This window comes from Roseobacter sp. S87 (genome assembly GCF_055693285.1).
The window spans coordinates 810,233-831,611 of sequence record NZ_JBVFTR010000004.1 but is presented as its reverse complement, the minus strand read 5'-3'; the positions used below and the strand labels follow the sequence as shown (position 1 = coordinate 831,611).

15 protein-coding genes and 1 pseudogene are annotated in these 21,379 nt (G+C 60.7%); 7 read left to right on the top strand and 9 right to left on the bottom strand.

From position 1 onward, the window contains the following. Positions 1-77: 77 nt before the first annotated feature. Complete coding sequence (locus ACZ1HA_RS04920) at positions 78-1,274, bottom strand: DegT/DnrJ/EryC1/StrS family aminotransferase (RefSeq protein ID WP_472713087.1); 1,197 nt, start codon at positions 1,272-1,274, stop codon at positions 78-80. A 49-nt stretch (positions 1,275-1,323) separates the two neighbouring features. Then, on the bottom strand, positions 1,324-1,989 hold the full coding sequence (locus ACZ1HA_RS04915) for an HAD-IA family hydrolase (protein WP_472713086.1): 666 nt from the start codon (positions 1,987-1,989) through the stop codon (positions 1,324-1,326). A gap of 143 nt (positions 1,990-2,132) precedes the next feature. On the opposite strand from ACZ1HA_RS04915, the gene glmU reads away from it, so the two are divergent. Then, positions 2,133-3,488 (top strand): bifunctional UDP-N-acetylglucosamine diphosphorylase/glucosamine-1-phosphate N-acetyltransferase GlmU, encoded by a 1,356-nt coding sequence (gene glmU, locus ACZ1HA_RS04910; protein ID WP_472713085.1) that lies wholly within the window; start codon positions 2,133-2,135, stop codon positions 3,486-3,488. 2 nt (positions 3,489-3,490) lie between these two features. Beyond that, positions 3,491-5,311 (top strand): glutamine--fructose-6-phosphate transaminase (isomerizing), encoded by a 1,821-nt coding sequence (gene glmS / locus ACZ1HA_RS04905; protein WP_472713084.1) that lies wholly within the window; start codon positions 3,491-3,493, stop codon positions 5,309-5,311. 9 nt (positions 5,312-5,320) lie between these two features. Here glmS and ACZ1HA_RS04900 read toward each other — a convergent pair whose 3' ends face one another. Beyond that, entirely contained in the window at positions 5,321-5,860 is a 540-nt protein-coding gene (locus ACZ1HA_RS04900; RefSeq protein WP_472713083.1) for a hypothetical protein, read from the bottom strand. A gap of 83 nt (positions 5,861-5,943) precedes the next feature. Here ACZ1HA_RS04900 and moaA point away from each other — a divergent pair, with 83 nt between their 5' ends. Both moaA and ACZ1HA_RS04890 read left to right on the top strand, forming a co-directional pair. Continuing rightward, complete coding sequence (gene moaA, locus ACZ1HA_RS04895) at positions 5,944-6,951, top strand: GTP 3',8-cyclase MoaA (protein ID WP_375230871.1); 1,008 nt, start codon at positions 5,944-5,946, stop codon at positions 6,949-6,951. 8 nt (positions 6,952-6,959) lie between these two features. Continuing rightward, entirely contained in the window at positions 6,960-8,255 is a 1,296-nt protein-coding gene (locus ACZ1HA_RS04890) for a 3-deoxy-D-manno-octulosonic acid transferase (RefSeq protein ID WP_472713082.1), read from the top strand. Positions 8,256-8,403: 148 nt separating this feature from the next. On the opposite strand, the gene ACZ1HA_RS04885 is transcribed toward ACZ1HA_RS04890, so the two are convergent. From ACZ1HA_RS04885 to ACZ1HA_RS04870, 4 genes are all read right to left on the bottom strand, one after another. Further along, on the bottom strand, positions 8,404-9,567 hold the full coding sequence (locus ACZ1HA_RS04885) for a M20 aminoacylase family protein (RefSeq protein WP_472713081.1): 1,164 nt from the start codon (positions 9,565-9,567) through the stop codon (positions 8,404-8,406). Positions 9,568-9,671: 104 nt separating this feature from the next. After that, complete coding sequence (locus ACZ1HA_RS04880; protein WP_472713080.1) at positions 9,672-11,018, bottom strand: NAD(P)/FAD-dependent oxidoreductase; 1,347 nt, start codon at positions 11,016-11,018, stop codon at positions 9,672-9,674. A 13-nt stretch (positions 11,019-11,031) separates the two neighbouring features. Then, a complete protein-coding gene (argE, locus tag ACZ1HA_RS04875; protein ID WP_472713079.1) occupies positions 11,032-12,195 on the bottom strand; it encodes an acetylornithine deacetylase in 1,164 nt (387 codons plus the stop codon). Between the two features lie 5 nt (positions 12,196-12,200). Continuing rightward, positions 12,201-14,045 carry an ABC transporter ATP-binding protein gene (locus tag ACZ1HA_RS04870; RefSeq protein ID WP_472713078.1) on the bottom strand — a complete coding sequence of 615 codons (1,845 nt, stop codon included), beginning with the start codon at positions 14,043-14,045 and terminating at the stop codon, positions 12,201-12,203. Between the two features lie 273 nt (positions 14,046-14,318). On the opposite strand from ACZ1HA_RS04870, the gene ACZ1HA_RS04865 reads away from it, so the two are divergent. The 3 genes from ACZ1HA_RS04865 to ACZ1HA_RS04855 all read left to right on the top strand — a co-directional run bounded on the left by ACZ1HA_RS04865 (position 14,319) and on the right by ACZ1HA_RS04855 (position 18,137). Continuing rightward, positions 14,319-16,040, top strand: a complete 1,722-nt coding sequence (locus ACZ1HA_RS04865; protein WP_472713077.1) for a peptide ABC transporter substrate-binding protein — start codon at positions 14,319-14,321, stop codon at positions 16,038-16,040. A gap of 119 nt (positions 16,041-16,159) precedes the next feature. After that, positions 16,160-17,167: an ABC transporter permease gene (locus ACZ1HA_RS04860; protein WP_436399490.1), complete on the top strand. Its 1,008-nt coding sequence runs from the start codon at positions 16,160-16,162 to the stop codon at positions 17,165-17,167. Beyond that, a complete protein-coding gene (locus ACZ1HA_RS04855; RefSeq protein ID WP_472713076.1) occupies positions 17,160-18,137 on the top strand; it encodes an ABC transporter permease in 978 nt (325 codons plus the stop codon). Before ACZ1HA_RS04860 ends, ACZ1HA_RS04855 begins: the two co-directional genes overlap by 8 nt. Before the next feature lie 228 nt (positions 18,138-18,365). On the opposite strand, the gene ACZ1HA_RS04850 is transcribed toward ACZ1HA_RS04855, so the two are convergent. Further along, positions 18,366-19,649, bottom strand: coding sequence for a DUF3422 family protein (locus ACZ1HA_RS04850; RefSeq protein ID WP_375228116.1), 1,284 nt, complete (start codon positions 19,647-19,649; stop codon positions 18,366-18,368). Between the two features lie 223 nt (positions 19,650-19,872). After that, positions 19,873-21,370 (bottom strand): annotated as a pseudogene (locus tag ACZ1HA_RS04845) (NAD(P)(+) transhydrogenase (Re/Si-specific) subunit beta). Between the last annotated feature and the right edge of the window lie 9 nt (positions 21,371-21,379).

Genomic DNA, 21,379 nt, shown 5'->3' with positions numbered 1-21,379 from the left:
AGCGCAGCAAAACCGCCCCCGCGCGGGTCTGCAGATTGTGCTCAGTTACAGAGGACGCCGGCCCGGCACGTCGCACGTCAGGCAGCGTCCTGCCAGACAGCACCGACCTCTGACCGGATAATGCGGGCAATCTGATCGCAATCCTTCAGCGAAAAGGTCAGCGGCACACGCATGTCCACCACACCGGCAAGCACACGGTCACTGGCGGGCATCGGCGCGGACGGCGCATAGCGCCAGCTGTCATAGCGGCTGGTAAAGGCCTGCGGTTCTGGTGCGCCGAACCACTTCAGCTCAACACCACGCGCGGCACAGCGCGCGATCACGTCCCGCACCGCATCATCCGTCCAGTCCAGCAGCAGAAACTGAATGGAGGAGCCGACAATGGTTTCCTCCGACGGGCGCTCGATAACGGTCAGCCCTGGCGTGCCTCGCAGGCCGGTCTCCAGCCGGACATACCGTTCGTTCCAGCGGCGGCACTGGGTCTGCAGGTCTGCCAGTTGCGGGCGCAGGACCGCTGCCCGGAGATTGTCCATGCGACCGGAAATGTTCGGCGTTTCATAGCGGATGGTCTCAAAAGCTTCTTTGGGTGGTGCGGCCAGGTGGCGTTCATACAGCATATAAGAGCCGGACATCATAACCGCGCGGGCAGCAAGCTCGGCATCGTCGGTGACAAGAAACCCGCCCTCGCCGGAATTGACGTGTTTGTACGTCTGGCAGGAATAGCATCCCGCCGCGCCACTGCGCCCCGACGGCACGTCTTTCCACGCGGCCCCCATGGTATGGGCGCAATCCTCAATTACGGTAATCCCGGCCCTGTTGCAGATGTCCATCAGCCGTTCCATGTCACAGATATGACCCCGCATATGGCTGAGCAGCAGGAATTTCGCCCCGTCTGCTTTAGCCTCAAGATCATCAAGATCGATGGTCAACGCTTCTGTCACGCCAACAAAAACCGGAACCGCCCCCACTGCCGCAATCGCCCCGGGTACCGGCGCCAGTGTGAAGGCGTTGGACAGAACGTGGTCGCCCGGCACCACACCCGCCGCGCGCAGCGCGGTAGCCATCGCATATCCGCCCGAGGCCACGGCCACGCAATAGCGCGCGCCAGTCAGAGCAGCGAATTCCTGCTCCAGCAGTGCGGTCTCGCTGAGCTCACCCGGCACCGTGTTGTAGCGGTGCAGACGGCCGTGCCGCATGACCTCAACCGCCGCCTCGATGCCGGCCTCCGGGATCGGTTCCTGTTGCGTGAAACTGCCTTTGAATACGTCTGTCATTTGAACCTCCGCGCGCTGCAGAAAGAGTGAGGGGAAGATCGCGGCCCGGTCAAGCCAGCAAACGGGTGGCAAGAGCGGGAAGATCGGAAAAGCGCTCCAGCAGCGCTTCAGGCTCCAGCGCGGCCATATCGCCGCCAGCCGGCCCGAAGGTCACCAGAACGCTGGGTACCCCCGCGGCACGCGCTGTGTTCCGGTCGGTATCCGAATCTCCGATCAGGATGCATTGTGCGGGGTCTCCGCCCGCGCGCCGTGCGGCCTCAAAAAGCGGTTCAGGATCGGGTTTGCGCACCGGCAGCGTATCTGCCCCCACCAGCGAGGCAAAGGCATCTCGCACGCCAAGGCGCTGCATCAGCGTTTCGGCCAGCGCCTCCGGTTTGTTGGTGCAGATGCCCACGCCAAATCCCAGCCGCTCCAGTTCTGCGACAGCCTCCATCGCCCCCGGATAAAGGTACGTGTGCACATCAATGGCCGTACCGTAGGCCTCCAGCAGCACAGGATAATACCGGTCGATCGTGTCCTCATCATCTGCCCGTCCCTGGCGTGCCATGCCCAACCGCAGCATCGCCCGTCCCCCGCGCAGGGCCGTACCCGCATCGCGGCCCGGGTCCAGCAGATCACCCGCACCCATGTCGCGGAAACAGACATTCGCCGCCGCAATCAGGTCACCGCTGGTGTCTGCCAGCGTGCCGTCCAGATCAAAGATCACTGTTTTCATTCGATTACTCCCGCCCCCGGGCGACGCATTGGCAAAAAGGCGCACACATTGTTGCAACACGCAACCATGTTTGATTGCGCCACGCTTGCGCCACACGACCCAGCGGATAAACAGGCGCCCGACGGATTACAAAGAGAAACCGCATGAAAACCGCCCTTATCATCCTTGCCGCTGGCAAAGGCACCAGGATGAACTCGGACCTGCCGAAAGTTCTTCACCCGCTGGGGTCAGCGCCGCTCCTGGCCCATGCGATGCGTGCGGGTGCCACGCTTGCACCGGAACATACCGTTGTTGTTGCAGGGCATGGAGCCGAACAGGTGCGCCGCGCGGCCCTGGAACAGGATCCGACCGTGCATGTGGCAGAACAGACGGAGCAGCTCGGCACCGGCCATGCCGCAGCCCAGGCCAGGACTGCTCTGGCTGGTTTCGACGGCACCGCAATTGTTCTGTTCGGCGACACACCTTTCGTGCAGCCCGAAACCCTGTCTGCCATGCTTGCCGCGCGCGGCGCAGGTCATGACGTTGTGGTTCTTGGTTTTGAGGCCGCGGACCCGGGTCGCTATGGCCGGCTGGTCATGACCGGTGACAGTCTGGAACGGATCGTCGAATTCAAGGACGCCAGCGACGCTGAGCGGCAGATCAGCCTTTGCAACAGCGGGGTACTGGCCTGCGATGCGGCGTTGCTGTTTGACCTCATTGAGGCCACCGGGAATGATAACGCCTCTGGCGAATACTACCTGACGGACGTGGTGGGACTGGCCCGCGCGCGGGGTCTGAAGGCAACAGCGGTCACCTGTGATGAGGCCGAGACCCTGGGCATCAACACACGGGCCGAACTGGCAGGTGCCGAGGCGGCCTTTCAGGCACGTGCCCGCGCTGCGGCCTTTGAAAACGGTGTGACGATGCCCGCCCCTGACACGGTCCAGTTCGCCCTGGACACAGTTGTGGGGCGCGACACGGTCATCGAACCCAATGTGGTTTTCGGTCCCGGGGTCACCGTTGAAAGTGGCGCTGTGATACGCGCCTTTTCGCATCTCGAAGGCTGTCATGTGGCGCGTGGCGGCATCGTTGGCCCCTACGCGCGCCTGCGCCCCGGTGCGGAGCTTTCTGAGGATGTGCGTGTCGGCAACTTTGTTGAGGTCAAAAACGCGCAGATTGGTCCGGGCACCAAAGTCAACCACCTCAGCTACATCGGCGACGCCACACTGGGGAGCGGAACCAACGTCGGCGCCGGCACGATTACCTGTAATTATGACGGCGTGATGAAGCACCGCACCCACATCGGGGACAATGTTTTCATTGGCTCGAACACGATGCTGGTCGCTCCGGTACATATCGGCGATTCCGCAATGACAGGCAGCGGATCGGTGATCACGTCAGACGTCGAACCGGAGGCTCTGGCCCTTGCACGGGCGCATCAGGTCGAAAAACCGGGCATGGCAACAAAATTGTTGCAAATTCTGAAGGCCAGGAAGGCCAAACAGCAGCGAGGCAGCTGAAAATGTGTGGTATTGTAGGGGTCCTTGGCGATCATGAAGTCGCTCCCATTCTTGTGGAAGCGCTGAAACGGCTCGAATACCGGGGCTATGACAGCGCCGGGATTGCCACTGTGAGCAATGGCGTGCTCGACCGCCGGCGGGCCGTAGGCAAACTGGTCAGCCTGTCCGATCTGCTGGTGCATGAACCTCTGGCGGGCAAGTCCGGGATAGGCCATACCCGCTGGGCCACGCACGGCGAACCTTCGGTAAACAATGCCCATCCGCACCAGTCGGGACCCGTGGCTGTTGTGCACAACGGCATCATCGAAAACTTCCGTGATCTGCGCACAGAGCTGGCCGAAAACGGTCTGACCTGCGTCACAGACACGGATACCGAAACCGTCAGCCTGCTGGCGCAGCATTACCTCAGCCGGGGGCTGAGCCCCGCCGACGCAGCGCACCGGACCCTCGACCGGCTTGAGGGTGCTTTCGCACTCGCCTTCCTGTTCTCAGGCGAGGACGATCTGATGATCGGCGCGCGCAAAGGCTCACCGCTTGCGGTAGGGCATGGGGACGGCGAAATGTATCTGGGGTCGGATGCGATTGCCCTGGCGCCGATGACGGATCAGATCACCTATCTCGAAGAGGGTGACCGCGTGTTCATGACACGCACCACCCTGTCGATCACAGACAGCGCAGGAAATCCCGTTGAGCGGCCTGTTCAGACGATCCAGGCGGACGCCACGCGTATCGACAAAGCCGGTCACAAACACTTCATGGCCAAGGAGATCGCCGAACAGCCTTCTGTTATGGCCGGTGCGCTGAGCCACTATCTGTCGTCTGACGGCACCATCACTCTGCCGGAAGGTGGCGTGGATTTCGCCAAAACAGAGCGCCTGACCCTCGTGGCCTGCGGCACGGCTTATCTTGCCTGCCTGTCGGCAAAGCACTGGTTTGAGGAAATCGCGCGGCTGCCCGTCGATGTCGATGTAGCATCTGAATTCCGTTATCGCGAACCGCCGATCCCGGCGAATACGGCGGCCCTGTTCGTCAGCCAGTCCGGTGAGACGGCGGACACGCTCGCCGCCCTGCGGTTCTGTCAGGGCAAGGTGTCGCACATCATGTCAGTGGTGAATGTGCCGGAAAGCTCAATCGCCCGCGAGAGCGATCTGGTGCTGCCGATCTATGCAGGTGTCGAAGTGGGCGTGGCCTCGACCAAAGCCTATACCTGTCAGCTTATTGTCCTGCTCATGATGGCGCTGAAAGCCGCCCGGGACCGCGGCACAATTGATGACGAAACGCTCAGGGATCATATCGCAGCACTGCGCGGCGTGCCCGGCGTGATCAGCCAGGCTCTGGGGATCAGCGAAGAGACACAGCGCACCGCCCAGAAGATATCCGAGGCACGGGATGTACTGTTTCTGGGGCGTGGGCAGATGTATCCGCTTGCCATGGAAGGCGCCCTGAAACTCAAGGAAATCAGCTATATACACGCCGAAGGGTATGCCTCCGGTGAGCTGAAGCACGGCCCGATTGCCCTTGTCGATCAGTATGTGCCCGTTGTCGTCATGGCGCCGCGGGACCGGCTTTTCGACAAAACAGTCAGCAACATGCAGGAAGTCATGGCCCGCAAAGGACGCGTCATTCTGGTGTCAGACCGCAAAGGGATTGAGGAAGCCGGCGAAGGGACATTTGCGACCATCGAACTGCCCGCAGTCTCCGAAATCGTGACGCCGATCCTCTATGCGATCCCGGCCCAGCTGCTGGCCTATTACACGGCCGTGGCCAAGGGCACCGACGTGGACCAGCCGCGCAACCTGGCAAAATCGGTCACGGTGGAATAACTGCAGAAACTAACCGCCGCGCCGGACGGACAATGTCACCAGCGCGGTCAGCGGTGCCTCAAGAACGCGCAGGGCGGCCAGCGAAATGCGGCTGCCCGCCGTTGCCGGGCCATCAATCGGAAGCAGTGTTACCGACGCGGATCTGCCCGTCGTCCGATCCGTGACCACACCTTTTGTTTCAACAGTAACCAAGGGGGTTTTCAGCCAGAAACCCTGCTCCGCCGGGTTACCGAGCGATGCGACGGTCTCCCCAAGTGCAGTCCCGGCTGACGACACGCGACGCGCAGCAGACCGCTCTGCATCTGATGAGCGATCCAGACTGGCCGCAGTCTGCACACCGGTCGCGGGCACAAGGGCATCGGCCACGCCATCGGCACCGATCGGTTCAGACGCCTCAGACGCGGTGAGTTCCGGCAGCCCGCTGCCGCCAAGTTCGAGGTTTACACGCTGTTCGAGAAGCTGAAGCTGTTCACATCCGCCAACAGCAACGGTCAGCACCAGAGCCAGACACACGCGCTTCAAAGGTATTTCACGATCCACTGTCTGCATGCTCCCTGCATAGCGCGCGCCCACCCGTCCCACAATGCGGAATACTCTTGCCGCCGGTTAACGCAGCGCTTACCACTGTTGGTATGAGTGCACCATTGATTGATCCCTTCGCGCGCGCGATCACCTATCTGCGGGTCTCCGTCACCGACCGGTGCGATTTCCGCTGCGTTTACTGCATGTCAGAAAACATGACGTTCCTGCCAAAAAAGGAACTGCTCACGCTCGAAGAGCTGGACCGCATGTGCTCGACCTTTGTGAACCTGGGCGTGCAGAAACTGCGGATCACCGGCGGCGAGCCTCTGGTGCGCAAAGGCATTATGACCTTCTTTGAGAGCATGTCGCGCCATCTCGAGAGCGGCCAGCTGAAAGAACTGACGCTTACAACCAACGGCAGCCAACTGGAGCGCTTTGCCAAGGACCTTTACGCGGCAGGTGTGCGGCGTGTGAATGTATCGCTCGACACGCTTGATGAACAGAAATTCGCGGATGTGACGCGCTGGGGCCGCCTGCCCCAGGTGCTGCGCGGCATTGATGCAGCACAGAATGCCGGTCTGCGTGTAAAACTGAACGCGGTGGCGCTGAAGGGGTTCAATGAACCCGAACTGCCCGCGATCACACAGTGGTGCGCCGAACGGGATATGGACCTGACCTGGATCGAGGTCATGCCGATGGGCGATATCGGTAACGAAGACCGCCTTGGTCAATACTGGTCGCTCAAGGACGTGCGCGCGCGCTATGCTGAGCACTACACGGTGACAGATCTGGCAGAACGCACCGGTGGACCCGCGCGTTACGTGCGGCTCGAGGAAACGGGTCAGAAAATCGGGTTCATCACCCCGCTGAGCCACAACTTCTGCGAAAGCTGCAACAGGGTCCGCATCACCTGTACCGGCGAGATATATATGTGTCTTGGGCAGGAAGATATGGCTGATCTGCGCGCGCCGCTTCGGGCCCACCCGGATGATAACGGCCCGCTTGAGGACGCCATCCGTGCTGCCATTGCGCTGAAGCCAAAGGGACACGATTTCGACTATTCCCGACAACGGACGGACGGGCAGATGTCCCGGCACATGAGCCACACCGGCGGCTGACCAGTCCAATGCGCACGCCACTGCTTTTCAGGTTCTACGTGGTGGTCACCGCGCTGGTGACGCCGTTCGCCGCATGGTTTGAGATCCGCAAACTGCGCCGTGCGGGGTTTCCCGCCCTCAGAGCTCACGAAAAACTGGGAAACGCCAGTGCACCCCGCGCCGGCAGCGGGCCATTGATCTGGTTTCATGCGGCCTCTGTTGGCGAAAACCAGTCCGTTCTGTCGCTGATCCGCAGCATGGGCCAGATGCTGCCCCGCGCGCATTTTCTGATCACGTCCGGCACGCCGACCTCTGCCTATATTGTCGCCGAACATAAGCCGCCCCGGTCGGTGCACCAGTTCCCGCCGCTGGAGTCCGTCGGACCGGTACGCCGGTTCCTCGCGCACTGGCGGCCTTCGGCAGCTGTATTTGTCGAATGCGACCTGCGGCCTGTCATGTTACGCAGAACCAGAGCGCGCGGCACCCCCATGGCGCTGGTCAATGCACAGCCAGGCCCAAAATCCCGGAATTTATGGGAGAGAAAACCAGATGCTGCAGCCTTTGTCTTTGGGGTTTTCGATCTGATACTGACCCGGAATGATGATATGGCAGAAGCAATGGTTGCCATGAATGCCCCCGCGGACCGCGTGGCCCGGGGCATTGATCTCAGATCGCTCCCCGACCCGCTGCCAAGTGACCCGGCGATCACCGCGCGGGTTCGCGCGTCACTGAAAGGACGGCCTGTTTGGGTCGCGGCCTCTACGCACCGCGGAGAAGAAGAATTGATCCTCGCGGCGCATCAGGCCCTGCTGCGTCAGCATCCTGACCTCATGCTGATCCTCGTGCCCCAACAGCCGGAGCGGTCTGACGAGGTCGCGACGCACATCCACGCCGCAGGTCTGGCTCACGCGACACGGTCAAAAGACGAAAAGATCACTGATACGCATTCTGTCTATCTTGCGGATGCGCCGGACGAACTGGGCAGCTGGTACGCGCTGACGGACATCGTGTTTCTCGGCGGCTCGCTGGTGCCAATCGGTGGGTACGACCCTGTCGACGTGGCGCAGGCGAATGCAGCAGTGCTGTCCGGCCAGCATGTCCGTAATTTCGCAGATACCTATGACAGCATGACGACGCGCGGTGCTGCTGTGCTGGTCGATGGCACTGCGGAACTTGCAGGCGAAGTGCATGAGATGCTGAGCAACACGCCCTACCGGAAACAGGCGGTTGCCGCAGCGGGTGATTTCGTCAGAGGCCGTTCGGAAGAACTGGACCAGATCGCACGCCGTCTGATCCGCGCACTGGATCTTGAGGAAATGAGCTGACGCCTGACAGCCTGCCCATTTCGGTCTGCATGTCCGCATGAAACCGCGTCCCGCATACGAACGGCCAGAGGCGTCCCGGTCAGGCAGAAACCCCGGTGGCTGTTGCCAGCTCCCCGGGCTCTTCCTACGACGCCAGAGCCTGTCGCGCTCAGGCCGCAGGCATTCTGCGTTCCACGATTTCCGCCCACCAGCTGCAGCCTGCGGGGATCGCATCATCGTTGAAATTGTATTCCGGATGGTGCAGCCGCGCGCTTGGCCCGTTGCCCATTAGGATATAAGCCCCCGGACGCTCTTCGAGCATAAAGGCGAAATCCTCGCCTCCCATGACCAGCTCCGCGTCGGCGCAGTCCCCTGACACTGAGCGCGCTACATCAGCTGCGAATTCTGTCTGTTCCGGATGGTTCACCGTGACGGGGTAGTTGCGCACGTAATTGATACGCCCGGTGGCGCCAAAATTCTCCGCCACACCTTCCACGAGCCGCGTCAGACGCGTTTCAACAAGATCGCGCACTTCGCTGCTCATCGTGCGGGCGGTGCCTTTGAGGGTCACAGACTGCGGGATCACATTGAAGGCATTTGAGGATGTCTCAAAGGACGTGATCGACATGACCAGCTGCTCGACCGGGTCGGCGTTCCGACTGGCGATAGACTGCGCGGCCAGAACGATGTGGCTGGCGACCACGGTCGGATCAATGGTCTGGTGCGGGAATGCGGCATGGCCACCCTTCCCCTCAATCTCGATCTCAAAGATATCTGTCGCGGCGAAAAACGGCCCTGTGCGGATAGCGAACTGGCCCGTTTCCATGCCGGGCCAGTTGTGCATGCCATAGACCTCGTCAATACCAAAACGCTCCATAAGGCCGTCTTCGCACATCTCGCGACCACCGCCGCCGCCTTCTTCGGCTGGCTGGAAAATAACAGCGACGGTGCCATCGAAATTGCGCGTTTCGGCCAGGTAACGGGCAGCGCCCAGCAGCATTGCGGTGTGCCCATCATGCCCGCAGGCATGCATTTTACCCGGTTCTTTGGATACATATTCAACGCCGGTTTCTTCAAGGATCGGAAGCGCATCCATATCGGCGCGCAGACCAATAACCTTTCCGGAAGTATCTGATTTGCCGCGAATAACGCCGACAACACCGGTCCGGCCGATGCCCGTTACGACGTCATCGCACCCGAAGGCCTGCAGTTTTTCAGCCACCAGTGCGGACGTCCGGTGCGTATCAAACAGCAGTTCCGGATTTTCGTGCATATCGCGCCGCCAGGCGGTGATATCTTCGTGCAGTTCGGCAAAACGGTTCTTCACTGGCATGGTGTCACTCCAAAGGTTTCGGGCCGGTAATTTCTCCGGCCACCACATCTCAGGTTGTATAGCACGCGGGCGGGGCCGCAAGGGTCACACCTGCGGCATTCACGTCAAAGTGCCGGACCAAGCTCCATCCGGGTGCCGTCCCTGAACCGGCCAAACCGGAACCTGGATATATCGTGACCGGCGGGCGCGCCCGTTGCGATTGCTGCCAGAATGCGCCCCATTGCAGGTCCGATCCCGAACCCATGCCCGCTCATGCCCGTGCCAAGAACGAGCCCCGGCAGCGCATCGATCCGGTCAACGACGGGCACAACATCAGGCATCGTATCGATCATCCCCGCCCAGGCGTGGGTCAGGCTGAAATCCGGCAGGTCCGGGAAAAGCTGTGCAAAATCGCGGCGCAACTGGCGCAGTTTACCGGTATTGGGCGCCGGGTTCAGCACACGGCAGTTTTCAAACGGGCCGGGGCTGTCCGCCGGCCAGCTGCGTGGTGTGCCCCAGGCATCCGGGTAACCCGCAGGGGCACCGGGCAGGAAGCGGGTGCCTAAGGGATCGGCCCGCAGTTGCCGCAGAAACTTTGGCAGTGCGCGGAAAGCATCCCACCCAAGAAACAGCTCGTGAAAGCCGCCCGCCGCCAGCGTGTAGCCACCGTCGGCCCGGTACCGGAACGCCAGCCCCTTGTCGGCGACGCCACCCGGCGTGACCTGTGGCAGCGCCGAGGTCGCAGCGACCGTCGCGCGCACGGAAAGCTGCGGCAGGGACACACCGTGATTGCGCAGAAACAGTGACGACCAGGCGCCCCCGGCGAGCACCACTGTCTGCGTCCGGATGCGGCCTGCTTCGGTGACCACGCCGCTGACCCGCCCGGCCGACAGATCCAGCGCGCGTACTGCGCAGTTTTCCCGGATGACCGCGCCTGCGCGCACGGCAATACCGGCGAGGGCGGGAACGGCCCGCCAGGGTTCTGCACGCATGTCTGATGCGGTGTAAAGTGCGCCTGCGAAACGACGCGACATACCGGGCACGAGTTCAGCGGTCTCCGCCGCGGTCAGAAGCCGCGTGTACGTGCCGTGAGCGCGGGCATAGGGCAGCCAGGCGCCATACTTTTCCAGCTCTGCCTGCGTGCGTGCGAGATAGGTCACGCCGCCGGTAGTCAGACCGATGTTTTCATTCGTTTCCTGCGATAACTCGCGCCAGAGATGCCCGGCCTCGACCATGATCGGCAGCTCATCGGGATCACGGCCCTGCTGCCGGATCCAGCCCCAGTTCCTGCCGGATTGCTCCCCCGCGATACGGCCCTTTTCAAGCAACACCACACGGTGCCCCGCCCGTGCCAGGAAAAGGGCGGTTGACACGCCAATGACGCCACCGCCGATCACGACCACGTCTGTTTCTTCCGGAAGTTCCCCCTGGTGCGTTACGGGCGACGCATCCGAAATCGGGATCCCCTGCATTGCGAAATCTTGCTCAGTCGCAGAGCGTTCCGACCAGACGCTCCATAAAGCGGTGCCCGGCCTGAAACTGTGCTTTGGTGATGTATTCGTTCGGCTGGTGGGCCTGCGCAATATCACCCGGCCCGCAGATCACTGCGGAATAACCGGCTTCCTGGAACTGGCCGGCTTCTGTGCCATAGCTGACAACGTGGCTCGCGTTGTCGCCTGTAATCCGGCGCACCAGCGTCTCTGCTGCCCCGGCCTCTTCAGGTGTCAGGGCCGGAACGTCAAAGCGGGGTGTGACCGTGATGCGTGTTTCCGGTACAACCGCCTGCATCATTGCCTCAATCTCGGCGACACGTGCACGGTAGCGCTCCTCCCAGATGGCCTTGTCCTCGCCGGGTACCACGCGGAAATCCATTGCAAAACGGCAGTCTTTGGCCGTGATGTTATGGGCGGTACCGCCGGAAATCATTCCCACATGCGCCGTTGTGTAAGGCGGGTCAAAAGCGCGGGCCAGCGCCCCGGGTTCAGCGTCGCGGTTGGCCGTGTTGATGTCATTGGCCCAGTCAATCAGCTTGGCGCCATACATCACCGCATTCACCCCGCGGTCCAGAATGGAGCTGTGCACCTCAAAGCCCTGGACATGTGTGTCAAAACCGGTACCGCCCTTGTGGCCGGAGACGGCCTGCATCATGGAGGGCTCCCCGACAATCACCGCGGCCCCCTTGGGCAACACAGGCTGCATCGCTTCGATCATCGGCGGCGCACCGGTGCACCCGATCTCTTCATCAAAGCTCAGCGCCAGCTGCAGCGGACGGGCCAGTGCTGCATATTTTGCCTCCACCAGCGCCCAGATCGCGAGCGCATCGAACCCTTTCATATCGCAGGTGCCGCGCCCGACGTAGCGGTCCTCCAGTTCCGTCACCTCGAACGGATCGGACTCCCAGGGTTGTCCGTCCACCGGCACAACATCGGTATGACCAGACAGAACAATGGCACCCTCTTCCCAGGGCCCGACATGGGCAAAGAGCGCGGCCTTGGGCTCATCAGGTTGGAGATAGCGGTGTGCCACTATACCGTGCGAACTGAGGTAATCCTCGACCCAGTCCACAAGCGGCAGATTGGTGTCGCGGCTGACGGTTGGAAAGCTCACGAGCTTCCGCATGATCTCCAGGGGGGACAGGCGTTCGGTCATGACCGTCAGTACCCGCTGTCAGTTTCCAGGATCAGGTGACCCGGTTCCACTTCGCGGTAGACAGAAGGCTCAGGCACATAGCCCGCAGGATGGATGGGCGACGGGATCGGTTTGAAGTTCAGCTCACTCTCGTCTTTGCGCTGACGCGGATCTGCGATCGGCACTGCTTTCATAAGGGCCTGCGTGTAGGGATGCTGTGGGTTTTCAAAGACACGCGCACGGGGGCCCAGCTCGACAATGCGTCCCAGATACATAACGCCCACGTGGTGGCTCACACGTTCCACCACCGCCATGTCATGGCTGATGAACAGAAACGACAGCCCCAGTTCGGCCTGCAGCTCCATCATCAGGTTGAGCACCTGCGCCTGTACGGACACATCAAGCGCCGACACGGCCTCGTCCGCGATGATCAGTTTGGGGTTCAGTGCCAGCGCGCGCGCGATGGCTACACGCTGCCGCTGGCCCCCGGACAGTTCGTGCGGGAACCGGCGCATGAAACTGCGGGGCAGCTCAACGCGGTCGAACAGCATCGCAACACGGTCCGTCACCGCCTGCCCGCTCAGGGTTCCGAAATTGTGGATGGGCTCGGCCACCTGTTCCGCCAGCTGCATCTGCGGATTGAGCGATGCGAACGGATCCTGAAAGATCATCTGCATATCCAGCCGCGCCTTGCGCAGTCCACGCTGATCAAGGGAAATGATGTCTGTCCCGTCGAGGTTCACTTCGCCCGACAACGGCTCAACGAGGCGGAGCACCGAGCGTCCGGCAGATGATTTTCCACATCCGGATTCGCCCACAAGGCTCAGCGTCTGGCCTTTGTTGATCGAAAAAGACAGGTCCTCGACCGCATGCACATTCGCAACCGTCCGGCGGAAGAAACCGCCTTTGACCGGGAAACGCGTGGTCAGATTCTTTACCGTGAGAAGCACCTCGTCAGTGCCGGGGATCGGCAGGATCTCTCCCTGCTCGCGCCCCAGGAGCTTCATCGGTTCCGGCGCGGACTTGCCGCTCATTTCGCCCAGTTTGGGCACGGCTGCCAGCAGCGCCCCGGTGTAGGCGTGCTGCGGGTTCTCGAAAATATCGGCGACAGGGCCTTCCTCAACCTTGTTGCCGCGGAACATCACCACCACCCGGTCGGCCATCTGCGCCACTACGGCCATATCATGCGTGATAAACATGACGGCCGTGCCGGTCTCGCGCTTGAGCCGGTCCATCAGGGCCAGGATCTCTGCCTGAATTGTCACGTCCAGCGCGGTTGTAGGTTCATCCGCAATGAGCAGACGGGGTTTGCAGGCCAGCGCCATCGCGATCACCACGCGCTGCCGCATGCCGCCTGACAGCTCGTGCGGGTATTGTTTCAGGCGCCTTTCCGGTTCCGGGATGCGCACCTCGCGCAACAGCTCCAGAGCGCGGGCCTCCGCTTCTGATTTGCTCATGTTCTTATGAAGCCGCAGGCCCTCGGTCAGTTGCCGGCCCACGGTGAAAACCGGATTGAGCGCGGTCATCGGCTCCTGAAAAATCATGCCGATCTCATTGCCGCGGATTGTGCGCATCAGCTCGGCATCCGTCGCCGCAAGATCCACCTGCCCGCCTTCAGAGCGGTGAAACATCAGCTGACCACCGGCAATCTCGCCACCACCGAATTCAACGAGGCGCATCAGGGACAGCGAAGACACGGATTTGCCCGACCCGCTCTCGCCCACGACGCAGACAGTTTCGCCCGCTTTTATTTCAAAGGACACATCCTCAACACCGACAACGGGCCCGTCCTTGGTCTGAAACTCGACCCGGAGCCCCCGGATTTCTGCGATAGGACGGGTTTCTTCCCGTGTCTCAGTCTGATCCAGCATGCCTGACCCCGTTGTTCCCTGCAGCGACGCTAAGGCCATGAAGCAGGCAGTGTCAAACCCTGCCGGCGTCTTTCCATGGCGTCAGCTATGACAAGGCTTGCTTTTTCCGCAAAACATGCTTCGATGTGGCCACGCATCCGGGGGGATCGGCTGAATTTCTGAACGAAAAGCCAGAGTTCAGTCCTGTAACCCGCTGGAAATGATAGCGAAAAAATGCAGTCCCGTTCTATGGGCTGTTGAAACGGCATTTTGATGTCCAACACGGAGTAAAACATGAAACTCAGAACCTTACTGATGGGCGCGATCGCGACCACAGCGCTTGCACCGGTTGTCCTAGCGGACGGCCACGAGGGCGAGCGGGGCCGCGATGGCGAGGTCAAAATCATCTACTGGCAGGCGCCGTCGATCCTGAACCCGTATCTGTCGGGTGGTACGAAGGATCTCGAATCTGCGTCGCTGGTGATCGAACCTCTTGGACGCTATGACGAGAACGGCGCACTTGTGCCCTTCCTGGCCGAAGAAATCCCAACCGTTGAAAACGGCGGCGTGGCAGCCGATCTGACCTCGATCACATGGAAGCTCAAGTCCGGGCTGCTGTGGTCTGATGGCTCGGCAGTCACATCTGCGGACGTCAAATTCACGGCTGATTACTGCATGCACCCCGAAGGTGGCTGTGCGCAGGGCGCCAAATTCGACGGCGTTGAAAACGTTGAGATCCTCGACGATCTGACGGTAAAAGTTACGTTCAACCAGCCGCAACCGAACCCGTATGGGCCCTTCATGGGTGGTCAGTCGCCGATCATTCAGGCGGCACAGTTTGCGGACTGCCTCGGCGCCAAAGCGCCTGAGTGCACCGAAGCAAACTTCAACCCGATCGGCACCGGCCCCTTTGTTGTGACGGACTTCCGCCCCAACGATGTGATCCAGATGGTCGCCAACGAGAACTTCCGTGAGCCCGGTAAACCTGCGTTCGCCTCGCTGACCTTCAAAGGTGGCGGTGACGCAACTGCGGCCGGCCGTTCCGTGATGGAAACCGGTGAATTCGATTATGCCTGGAACATGCAGCTGGCACCTGACGTACTGGCCAAAATGGCAGAAGGCGGCAAAGGTACACCGATTGCAGCGTTCGGCACGCTGGTGGAACGTCTGGAAATGAACCTGACGAACCCCTCGCCGGACCTGCCCGAAGGTGAACGTTCCACAGTGGCCCATGCGCACCCGTTCCTGAGCGATCTGAACGTCCGCAAGGCGCTGTCCATGGCGATTGACCGTCCGCTGCTGGTGGAAATCGGTTACGGCCAGGCAGGACGCCCGACATGTAACCTCGTGCCTGCTCCTGCGCTTTACGCATCCGACAACACGGAATGCCTGACACAGGACATCGACGGCGCAAATGCCCTGCTGGACGAAGCAGGCTGGGTGGACAGCGACGGTGACGGCGTGCGTGACAAGGACGGCGTAAAACTGTCGATCCTCTATCAGACATCCACCAACGCTGTGCGTCAGGATTTCCAGGCGCTCATCAAGGAATGGTGGAGCATGATCGGTGTTGAAACCGAGCTGCGTAACCTCGATGCATCCGTATTCTTCGGTGGTGACCCCGGTTCGCCTGACACCTTCCAGAAGTTCTATGCGGACGTTGAAATGTACGCCAACAACTTCGACGGCACAGACCCGCAGGCGTATCTGTCGGCCTATCGCTGTGGCAACGAACCCAAGCCTTCGAGCCAGTGGCAGGGTGAGAACATCAACCGCTTCTGCGATCCTGAGTATGACGCGCTGCTCGACGAGCTGGCCCGGACAGGCGAGCTGGAAAAGCGCGGTGAGATCGCCAAGAAGCTGAACGATATGCTGACAAAAGACAGCTACACCATCGTTCCGCTGGTGGATCGTGGCCGTGTTTCCGCTGCGTCCAACACGCTGGGCGGTGTTATCCTGAACACCTGGGATTCCGAGCTGTGGAACGTTGCTGACTGGTACCGCATCGGCAACTGATGCAAATGGAGGCAGGGCGCGGTCATTCCGCGCCCTGTTCTCTGCCCGCCGGGAATAGTGCTTGTGCGCAACCGGCAACACCGGAACAATAATAAAAACCTCCCGACAAGGCGGAGCGCATGCTGACTTTCACCATCCGCAGACTGGTTCTGTCGATCCCGACACTGCTGTTTATCAGCATCGTCATTTTTCTTCTGCTGCAGCTGGCGCCGGGCGATCCGATGGCGCAGGTGCCACTGACCGTCCCCCCCGAAGTAAAACAGAAGATGCGCGAAGCCCTGGGCCTTGGTGCGCCCATACATGTCCAGTACTGGAAGTGGCTGGTACAGTTCTTCTGGGTGGAACCGCAGGTCCTCGTGGATCACTGGTTCGGCACAGCCTTTGCCGAAGGCAAGCTGCGGGTGATTTCCTGGCAGACCCGTTCGCCGGTGATGGATATCGTGATGCAGCGGATGCCACAGACCCTCTGGGTCGTCGGCATGTCCTATATCGTCGGCATTCTGATCGCCCTGCCCATCGGTATTTACTCCGCCTACCGTCAGTATTCCCTGTTTGACCAGGCCGGTACATTTATCTCGATGATCGGCTTTTCGATCCCGCCGTTCTTTTCGGGCGTTCTGGTGATCGTGATCTTCTCGGTCAACCTCGGCTGGTTCCCATCCATCTATGACACCACGCATGTTGTCACCGACTGGGCCAGTTTCAAAATTCAGCTGCAGCAGATGATCATGCCCGTCATGGTGCTGGCGCTGCAGACAACTGCTCAGATCAGCCGTTTTATGCGGGCCTCGATGCTCGACAACCTCAATCAGGACTACGTGCGTACCGCGCGCGCCAAGGGTCTGAAAGAAAGCGTCGTTGTCATGGTGCATGTTCTGCGCAACTCGATGATCCCGATTGTCACCGTGATTGCCCTGGGCATTCCCTCGATCTTTGGCGGCGCGATCATTACCGAGACGCTCTTTAAGGTGAACGGCATCGGCCAGCTTCTGCTGACCGCTCTTTTCGCCAATGACCTGCCGATGGTTATGACGCTGACCTTCATTTTCGCCATCCTGATCGTGGTCTTCAACCTGATCGCTGACGTGCTTTACGGCATTCTGGACCCGAGGATCCGCTATGACTGATCAGAACGCAGAGATCGAAACCTTCGGCGCGCTCCAGGACAAGGAGCCGCAAAAGGAACCGCAGAGCCAGTGGCGCGAAGTCTGGGATCAGTTCCGCAAACACAAGGGCGCGCTGATTGGCGGGGGGTTCCTGCTGGGGATCACGCTTTTTGTGCTGATCGGGCCGTGGATCTGGCAGATCGATGCCAAAAAGCTCGACATCCGCAACAAAGACCTGCGCCCGATCTACACCGCACTGTGGGACAGTGATGCCAAAGTGCTCTGGGGGCGGCCGCTGGGCACGGACAACCTTGGCCGCGATATCATGGCTACGCTGATCGCGGGCGGGCGCGCATCGCTCGCTGTGGGCTGGACAGCGATGATCCTGTCGCTTCTCATCGGCACCACCGTCGGTGTCTGTGCAGGGTACTTCAAACGCCTGGACGGCATTCTGATGCGGATCACGGATCTCTTCCTGTCGCTGCCGATCCTGCCCCTGCTGCTGGTGGCGGTGACGCTCTTCCGCCAGCCTTTGCGCGCTGCTTTTGGTCCGGAAGGGGGCATGTTCATCCTGATTGTCGGCGTGATCGGTATCACCTCGTGGATGCCCACCGCACGGATCGTTCGCGGTGAAATTCTGGCGCTCAAGGAACGCGAATTCATCCTGGCCGCCCGATCCATCGGAACGACACCATTTCTGATCATCCGGCGGCACCTGCTGCCGAATGTGATCTCGCCCATTATGGTCTCTGCCACGCTGGGGCTGGCAACGGCGATCATCACGGAAAGCGCTCTGTCTTTCCTTGGCGTTGGCTTCCCTTCTGACTTCCCCACATGGGGCAAACTGCTTTCAGATGCGGTGCCACGGATGGAAGAATTCCCCGAGCGGGTCATGTTGCCGGGTATCCTGATCTCGCTCACGGTTCTGTCTGTGAACTACCTGGGCGACGGTCTGCGGGATGCACTGGATCCAAGGATCAGAGGGCGCTAACGCCCCCTGATCCAGGTGCAGACAGAGCGCATATCCGCAGGATTTCCGCAGAGTCCGCGCCCGATGTCAGATAGGGCGCCGAATACGGGACGGCGGGCGGGGCGCTTTTGGCGTAAGCCCAAACAGCGCCGTCCCGTTGTCTTCCAGACTTCACCAGCTGTTGGCCCAAAGGCTCGCCGCGCGAAATCACCTGCCCGCTATGGTCGGTTTTCGTCTGAAAAGTTCGACCTATTCGACACTTCTTCTGAGACGGCGGATCAGCCACCACACCAGCAGCACCACAGGCAGGGTCACCAGTGCAGTCAGCATGCCCTTGCTGAGCCCTGTGGCCTCTGTGAGCGGGTAAAGAAGGTATCCGGCAAGCGACACCGCATAGTAGCTGATCGCCACGACCGACAGGCCCTCCACTGTGCGCTGCAGACGCAGCTGCAGATCCGACCTACGGTCCATGCTTTCCAGCAGCGCCTGGTTCTGCGCGGACCTCTCCACATCCACCCGCGTCCGGAGCAGGTTGGACGCCCGGATTGACCGGCTCGACATGGCCTCCAGCCGGCGTTCTGCAGATGTCACCGTGCGCATCGCCGGCGCATAGCGCCGCATCATGAATTCCGCAAAATGCTGGCGGCTGCGGAACCGCACCTCGCGCAGGGCCTCAATCCGCTGATTGACCAGCGCCTCATACGCCCCGGTTGCCCCGAACCTGAAAGACGATTGCGCGGACAGTGTCTCAAGCTCCGCTGAAATGCTCAGCAGCGAATTCAGCGTCGTTTCTGCACTGGCCGTTTCGCTGGTCATATCGCTCATCAGGCTGGTGAGCTGTGTATCCAGATCATTAAGCTTCGGTTGCAGCGCCCGCACCCGCGCAAAGCCCATCATCGACATGGATTTATAAGTTTCGATCTCGCACAGGCGCTGCACGATCCGCCCGATGCGCCGCTTGCCCGTACCGGCGTCCGCAAAAACAGCAAACCGCAGGTGACCATTCACATCGATCCGGAAATCACCCGCGACCGTTGCCGCGTTGTCCAACACGTTCGATACCGCCAGGCTCTCGGACACAAACCATCCCGATACCGCCTTTTCGATCTCCTGCTCATCGTCAGGCCGCGGCACAATGTGCAGCATGGCTGAGGTCACACGCTGGCCCGGCGCATTGTCCAGCCAGTCAGAAGGAAACACATCAAACCCCGAAGGGTCAAATGCACGGTCTGCGCCCTCTTCAAGAAACGCAGTATAGGTCACGAATTCAGTATGCTGTTCCCATTTGATCCAGTGCTTGCCGATCTGGCCATAGTAATGGGTGGCACCCGGCTGGGGGTGCGGTGCGCCGTGACGGTCCAGCAGGTCAGTCAGATGACGCAGATCCCGCGCCCGGTCCCGGCTCACAGCGTCGTTTGGCTGTTTGATCGCGATGTACACGGCCGAACAGGGCGCCTCCATCGAAGGAAACGGGCGCGCGTGCAGCTCGTTGGCCAGTTTGTAACGCAGCGGATGATCGGTGATCGGTGACATAGGCAAACTCCGTATGATGTGAGGGATAGCGCCACACCGGACAAAGTCAACGAATTTCTTCAATCAGATCAATTGCTTAATGGAATGCAACGGTATACCGGTGATCCCCTGTGGCTGCAGTTCCCCGCGCAATACCCCTGTTTTTCAACGCACTGCGGGTCGGAAACGCAAAAAGCGCGCCGCATTTCTGCGACGCGCTTTAAAAATCTCTGTTAAGCCGGTGTCAGTCGATCATCGGCAACAGCTTGTCGAGGCTCGCCTTGGCATCGCCATAGAACATCCGCGTGTTGTCCTTGAAGAACAGCGGGTTTTCGATACCCGAATACCCCGTTCCCTGCCCGCGCTTGGACACAAAGACCTGCTTTGCCTTCCAGCATTCCAGCACCGGCATACCGGCGATGGGGCTGTTCGGATCGTCCTGTGCCGCGGGGTTCACGATGTCATTGGATCCGATCACAATGGCAACATCCGTCTCCGGGAAGTCGTCGTTGATCTCGTCCATTTCCATTACGATGTCATAAGGTACTTTGGCTTCGGCCAGCAGAACGTTCATGTGCCCCGGCAAACGGCCCGCCACCGGGTGGATCGCGAAACGGACGTTCTTGCCTTTGGCGCGCAGCTTGCGCACCAGTTCCGCGACGCCCTGCTGCGCCTGTGCCACGGCCATACCATAGCCCGGGATGATAATGACGCTGTCGGCTTCATTCAGAGCCGCTGCGACACCGTCGGCCTCAATCGCCACCTGTTCGCCTTCAACAGCCATCTGCTCACCTGCCGGGCCGCCAAAGCCACCTAGGATCACACTCACAAACGACCGGTTCATGGCCTTACACATGATGTAGGACAGGATCGCACCGGAGGAGCCCACCAGAGCGCCCACCACGATCAGCAGGTCGTTGCCAAGGCTGAAGCCGATGGCAGCTGCCGCCCAGCCGGAGTAGCTGTTCAGCATGGAGACAACCACGGGCATGTCGGCCCCGCCGATACCCATGATCAGGTGATACCCGATAAAGAGCGCCAGCAGCGTCAGCAGAACCAGTGTCCAGCTGCCCGAACCGCCCAGATACATGATCGCAAACAGCACCGACAGCGCCGCCGCACCCACGTTCAGCATGTGACCGCCAGTGCAGCTTGGTTGCCGCAGAATCCACACGGCCCGCCAGTTTGCCATAGGCAATCACAGAACCCGTGAACGTCACAGCACCGATCCAGATGCCCAGCACCAGCTCGACCTTGAGGATGTTGATTTCCACGGTCGTCTTTTTCGCAATCAGCTGACCAAAGGACGACAGCCCGTCATAGATCTCTTTGGGCAGGCCAATGGCCGAATACCCGTCTGCGGCCACCGCCCCCAGTTCGAGCAGGTTTTGCTCAAACAGAGTGGACATGTTGTTGATCATGATGTCCGCATTAAAACCCACAAAGACCGCTGCGAGGCCCACAAGACTGTGCATGATGGCCACGAGTTCCGGCATCTGGGTCATTTGGACCTTTGTGGCCAGCTGGTAGCCGACCGCGGCCCCCATGGCGATCAGGATCACAGAGACGATCCCAAGACCCTGTCCGGGTCCGATCAGCGTGGCCAGCACCGCGATTGCCATACCGGCAATACCGTACCAGACTGCACGTTTAGCACTTTCCTGCCCGGAAAGACCCCCGAGGCTGAGGATAAAGAGAACAGCCGCAACCGCGTAGGCGGCAATCGTAAATCCGAATTCCATTGTCCCCTA

What these genes read in the sequence shown, in the direction of transcription:
- moaA (WP_375230871.1), top strand. Translation starts at nt 5,944, where the DNA reads ATGAGTGCACCATTGATTGATCCCTTCGCGCGCGCGATCACCTATCTG.
- ACZ1HA_RS04920 (WP_472713087.1), bottom strand. Translation starts at nt 1,274, where the DNA reads ATGACAGACGTATTCAAAGGCAGTTTCACGCAACAGGAACCGATCCCG.
- ACZ1HA_RS04885 (WP_472713081.1), bottom strand. Translation starts at nt 9,567, where the DNA reads ATGCCAGTGAAGAACCGTTTTGCCGAACTGCACGAAGATATCACCGCC.
- ACZ1HA_RS04855 (WP_472713076.1), top strand. Translation starts at nt 17,160, where the DNA reads ATGACTGATCAGAACGCAGAGATCGAAACCTTCGGCGCGCTCCAGGAC.
- ACZ1HA_RS04870 (WP_472713078.1), bottom strand. Translation starts at nt 14,045, where the DNA reads ATGCTGGATCAGACTGAGACACGGGAAGAAACCCGTCCTATCGCAGAA.
- ACZ1HA_RS04880 (WP_472713080.1), bottom strand. Translation starts at nt 11,018, where the DNA reads ATGCAGGGGATCCCGATTTCGGATGCGTCGCCCGTAACGCACCAGGGG.
- argE (WP_472713079.1), bottom strand. Translation starts at nt 12,195, where the DNA reads ATGACCGAACGCCTGTCCCCCCTGGAGATCATGCGGAAGCTCGTGAGC.
- glmU (WP_472713085.1), top strand. Translation starts at nt 2,133, where the DNA reads ATGAAAACCGCCCTTATCATCCTTGCCGCTGGCAAAGGCACCAGGATG.
- glmS (WP_472713084.1), top strand. Translation starts at nt 3,491, where the DNA reads ATGTGTGGTATTGTAGGGGTCCTTGGCGATCATGAAGTCGCTCCCATT.
- ACZ1HA_RS04860 (WP_436399490.1), top strand. Translation starts at nt 16,160, where the DNA reads ATGCTGACTTTCACCATCCGCAGACTGGTTCTGTCGATCCCGACACTG.
- ACZ1HA_RS04865 (WP_472713077.1), top strand. Translation starts at nt 14,319, where the DNA reads ATGAAACTCAGAACCTTACTGATGGGCGCGATCGCGACCACAGCGCTT.
- ACZ1HA_RS04850 (WP_375228116.1), bottom strand. Translation starts at nt 19,649, where the DNA reads ATGTCACCGATCACCGATCATCCGCTGCGTTACAAACTGGCCAACGAG.
- ACZ1HA_RS04890 (WP_472713082.1), top strand. Translation starts at nt 6,960, where the DNA reads ATGCGCACGCCACTGCTTTTCAGGTTCTACGTGGTGGTCACCGCGCTG.
- ACZ1HA_RS04915 (WP_472713086.1), bottom strand. Translation starts at nt 1,989, where the DNA reads ATGAAAACAGTGATCTTTGATCTGGACGGCACGCTGGCAGACACCAGC.
- ACZ1HA_RS04900 (WP_472713083.1), bottom strand. Translation starts at nt 5,860, where the DNA reads ATGCAGACAGTGGATCGTGAAATACCTTTGAAGCGCGTGTGTCTGGCT.